Origin of the sequence: Dermacoccus sp. CCH2-D9 (assembly GCF_001556795.1) — a bacterium.
Lineage (GTDB): Bacteria > Actinomycetota > Actinomycetes > Actinomycetales > Dermatophilaceae > Dermacoccus > Dermacoccus nishinomiyaensis.
Map to the genome: position 1 here is coordinate 1 of NZ_LSJT01000068.1, position 4,139 is coordinate 4,139.

Genomic DNA, 4,139 nt, shown 5'->3' on the forward strand with positions numbered 1-4,139 from the left:
TGCGCGGCGGGTACGCGGAGCGGTGGTCTCGCCGGCCGCGACGAGCGCGAGGGCGAGCAGGCAGGCGACGAAGGCCAGCAGCGGCAGGCCGGCCCACACGTGCCAACCGGGGTTCGCGCCGAAGGAGTGGCGCGGCACGATCATGGCCGCCCCCAGCGACGCGAGGGCACCGCCGACGAGCACCCACCGCGCGGCGGCGAACGAGCGTCCGCGCACGGCGCCGAACAGCCCCGCGAGCAGCACGGGGATGCCGAGGACGAGCGGCGTCGACCCGGGCCCGCCGGGGTGGGCGAACAGCATCGCGACGGGGTCGGTGGCCGCCTCCTGCGTGAGGGTGCCGGGGCCGGCGACGAGCCGGGCGGGGTGACGCCACACCTCGACGCTCCAGTGCCCCAGCAGCAGCGGCACGAGGACGGCGACGGCAAGCGCCCGCCATTTCGCCGCGCGGCGACCGAACACGACGATGACGAGCAGGAGGACAGTGAGCGCCGGCAGGAAGGGCGGGGCGAACGCGACGAGCACGGTCGCGGCGAGAGCGCATGCGGCCACCGCACCGGCGCCGCCCGAGCGACGCGCGATCGCGGCCAACCCGGCCAGCGTCAACGGCACCATGATCGCGGCGACGAGGGCGCCCAGACGCCCGTCCGCCATGGCCCCCGTCAGCGGCGCGGCGCTGCCCCACAGCAACGCGACGACGGCACGCGGCCAGGGACGCCGCGTCACGACGCGGCCGGCCCAATAGGCGGCGAGGCCGGCCAGGACGGGCGCGGCGAGGAACAACCACGTGAGCGCGGCCTGGGCGCTCGCGGCGTCATCCGTCCACGGGAACACCGAGACGAGCCACGCGCCCGCCGCGAGGAACGGCAGATACGGCGCCGACGAGGCGGGATGCCCGTACCCGTCGCCCTGCCAGGCGTCGCGCCACGCGTGCCACCACGCGCTCGCGGAAGTGAAGCTCGGCTCGAGAGCGCCGCCCGCCAGGCCCGCTCCGCCACTCAGCAGGTCGGTGTCGAACGTGCGACGCGCGAGCACGGCGCTCAGTGCGATGAGAGCCAGGAACAACCACAGGCCGGGGTGACGCAGGCCGCGCGCGACGATGCCGCGCGGAGCCGTCAGGTCCTCGGCGTCCGAGGACGTGGGCCCGGTCTCCGACGACGCCGGGCTCGCACCGGCCGTCCGCGAACCGCTAGGCGTGACGGCCTCGACGAACGCCTCCCACGCGCGGGCGCGGCCGACGGAGGCGGGCACGAACAACGACCGCAACTGCGCAGTGCTGACGACGGCGCGGCCGCGGAAGCGCCGGCGCGCGCCGAAGATGCGGGCCAGGCCGAAGGATGCGCTCGCCTGCCCCAACTCGGCCGCGGCACGCCGCGGCCGCTTGACGAGCAGCAGCGCGAGCGCGAGCAGCAGCGACGTCAGCGTCGTCCAGACCATCGCGAACGGCAGGCGCCACGCCGGTGTGCGCGCGAGGGCCACCTGACGGTGACGACGCAGCGTCGCAGCCGAGTGCGGCGCAGGACGATCGGGGTCACCCGCACGGCGCGACAGCGCACGTCGCTCGCGGCGGGTAGGGCGCGAGCCACCCCCGTCGATGGAGCGCAGCAGGTGCGCCGCGTCGAGATCCTGATGGGCGACGGCGTCGGGGATGACGGCCACCGCGTGCCCGGCGAGGTGGGCGCGCCAACACAGGTCGAGCCCGTCGCCGTCACCGTCGAAGGCGGGGTCGAATCCGCCGAGTTCGAGATAGACGTCCTGGCGCACGAGCATGCCGGAACTCGCGACGGCGACCACGTCGCGGCGAAGATCGTGCTGGCCCTGGTCGAGTTCGCCGTCATGCGTGCGCGCGACGTGACGGCCGCTCGTCGTGACGTCGATGCCCACGTTGACGAGCCGGTCTGGGCGGTCGAGTTCGTGGATCTTGCAGCCGAGGATGCCGAGTCGTTCGCTGCGTCCGGCCGCCCTCAGCTGGGCGGCGAGGGCCGTCGGCAGCGGCGCCGAATCCTCGTGGAGCAACCAGAGCCAGTTGTACCGGTCGTTCGGGTGACTCTCGCGGCGACGTGCACGGCGTCGGGTGCGTAGCGCGACGACGTGGTCGCTGGAGCGTGCGGGCAGCGCCTGGACGGCGCGGTCGACGAGCGCGGCGAACGCCTCGTCGTGCGAGGCGGTGACAACGGTGACGTCGAGCGCCCGCAGGTCGGCGCGCTCGCGGGTCATCGCGTCGAGGGTGCCGCGCACGCGTCCGGCGGCGCTGCCGTCGACGATGACGAGGCGGTCGGGGCGGCGCGTCTGCGCGCAGACGGCGGTGACGGTGGCGTCGAGCCAGGGCTGATGGGCGTCCCGCGCGATGAGGACAGCGGTGACGAAGGGGTGTGCTGGGGAGCCGTCGTGCAACTCGTCGACGCCGTTGACCTGGGTCGCCGACACTTCGCTCAGACCGCGCGCTTCTTCAGCTTGCGGCGTTCGCGCTCGGACAGCCCGCCCCAGATGCCGAATCGCTCGTCGTTCTCGAGGGCGTACTCGAGGCATTCGGAGCGCACCTCGCACCCGACGCAGACGCGCTTCGCCTCACGGGTCGAGCCGCCCTTCTCGGGGAAGAAGGCCTCGGGGTCGGTCTGCGCGCACAGGGCGCGCTCCTGCCACGACAGCTCTTCCGTGTCGTCCAGGGCGTCGTGCAGGCTGATCAACTGCATGAATTCCTGCATGTCCGTCCTTTCGTGGTCGGCGGTCGCGGCGGGTGGGCCGGGCTCTGCGGTACGTCCCGATCATCGGCACGTCGGTCGTGTGGTCATCGTGATCCGCCGCTCGCGGCGGCCATATCACCGAGCGGTGACAACCCCCTGGTGACGCGACGATCCAGCCGATGATCCGCCGATGGCGAGCCGTCGAGAAGGTCGACGGTGACGCCCGGACGAAGGGCGTCGTGCGCAGCGGGCAGATGGCAGCGAGAGCGAAGCGGTGGCGAGAACCAACGGTGTTATTACATCGGTGTCATTCGAGTGAGTCAAGCCGAACGGGTGACCCCGATCAGCCCTCGGCGGGGGTGGTCGAGGCCCTGCTGCGCCCCCGTGTCACACTGACACAATGCATGTGAGCGTCCTATCTAGTGGTCCCCTCTCCCGCCCGGCACTAGATGCGCTGTTCGGGCGAGAGTCCATCACCAACACGCCTTTGCTCGATGTGATCTACGTCACCAACACGTCGCATGACATCAGTCTCGCAGGTCTCAGGTTCTGCCCCAACCTCGACGCGGTGTGCCGAAGTGCGGACGATGCGGTGCCGGGGACGCGCACAGCGGTCGTCTCTCTGCGGGACGCCGGTCTCATTCCGACCGGCGCGTGGGGCTGGCTCGACGATGAGGCCCTCGCCCAGGCCGTGGCCCGCACCTATCGCCACGCGCGGGGCACCGGCGCCGTCGCCGCAGCTCAGCAGCAGTGGACGCAGTGCCGCGGCGCGCAGAGCGAGACGGCTGCCGTCCTGCCGCTCACCGAAGAACCCATCGAACTGCACGTGCTCGAACCCGACGGCGACGGTGGGCAGGTCAGCCGTCACGCGCTGCGCTGGATCGAGGACACCGACCGCCGCGAGCCCGAGGGGTTCGTCGTCGCCGGCGTCGATCACGCCGACGCCGCGCCCGGCGTGCTCGACGCCGTGCGCAGCGCCGACGTCGTCGTCCTGCCGCCGATGTCGCCGATCCTCGACATGGCCGGATTCCTCGCGGTGCGCGGGATCCGCGACGCTCTGCGCGGCACGTCGGCGCGCGTCGTGGCGCTCAGCCCCATCGGCCTCGACGGGCACCGCCCCGCCGGCGTCGACGCCGCGAGCTGGCGACTCACCGGGGCGACTGCGTCATCAGCAACCCTCGCCCACCTGTACGCCGACTTCGTCGACGCCCTCGTCATCGACGACGCCGAGGCGCCGACGCGCTACCCGTCGTCACTCACCGTGACGCGAGCGCCCATGCGGGCCGCCCTCGCGGGTGACGTCGACGCCGCCGCCCGGCTGCGCGCCGTCGTCCTGGGTGACGCTGCCCTGTTGTCGTAGTCAGCTCCCCCGCGGCGGATGCGTTTCACCAGGTGCGCGTCGGCAGGTGCGACGGCAGGGTCATGCGTGCGCCGCGGCGTGGGCGCGGCGCACGCATG

At 73.0% G+C, this 4,139-nt stretch carries 3 protein-coding genes; 1 reads left to right on the plus strand and 2 read right to left on the minus strand.

What is annotated here, in order from left to right; translation table 11 throughout:
- Positions 1 to 2,424 (minus strand): glycosyltransferase (locus AX669_RS06090; protein ID WP_062257252.1); only part of this gene is annotated, 2,424 nt, incomplete at its 3' end.
- A gap of 5 nt (positions 2,425 to 2,429) precedes the next feature.
- Positions 2,430 to 2,690 carry a WhiB family transcriptional regulator gene (locus AX669_RS06095; RefSeq protein ID WP_167539850.1) on the minus strand — a complete coding sequence of 87 codons (261 nt, stop codon included), beginning with the start codon at positions 2,688 to 2,690 and terminating at the stop codon, positions 2,430 to 2,432.
- Positions 2,691 to 3,177: 487 nt separating this feature from the next.
- Between AX669_RS06095 and AX669_RS06100 the strand changes: the two genes are divergently transcribed.
- Entirely contained in the window at positions 3,178 to 4,041 is an 864-nt protein-coding gene (locus tag AX669_RS06100) for a 2-phospho-L-lactate transferase CofD family protein (RefSeq protein ID WP_062257254.1), read from the plus strand.
- Positions 4,042 to 4,139: the final 98 nt, after the last annotated feature.

Excerpts from the sequence above, each read along its gene's own strand:
- AX669_RS06095 (WP_167539850.1), bottom strand. The coding sequence starts at position 2,690 with ATGCAGTTGATCAGCCTGCACGACGCCCTGGACGACACGGAAGAGCTG.